Source organism: Alkalibacterium sp. m-11, from assembly GCF_054658155.1.
In genome coordinates, this window is record NZ_BAAGIR010000520.1 from 1 (window position 1) to 255 (window position 255).

General features: G+C 40.4%; 1 protein-coding gene. It reads right to left on the reverse strand.

Features of this window, described 5'->3' with window-relative positions:
* Nucleotides 1-255 (reverse strand): IS110 family transposase (locus ACYQ2O_RS13420; RefSeq protein ID WP_459783905.1); only part of this gene is annotated, 255 nt, incomplete at both ends.

Genomic DNA, 255 nt, shown 5'->3' on the forward strand with positions numbered 1-255 from the left:
GATTTTCCACGTAGTGCTGCTGGGCTTCGGTCATCTGACGAATCAACTGATAGCGTGTACGAGTAAAACGTAGGAGAGCAACGAATTTTTCTTCTCGTGGTTGAGTTTTCGTATGCTTTCCAGTTGTTAAAAACTCAGCAATGATTTGGGCGTCTAATTTATCATTCTTTTCTTCTGTCCAGACTTTAGAAAAACGATGAATAACCCGCGGGTTTTCTACAATGGTTTCAACGTTAATCAGTTTCAACTCTGGAT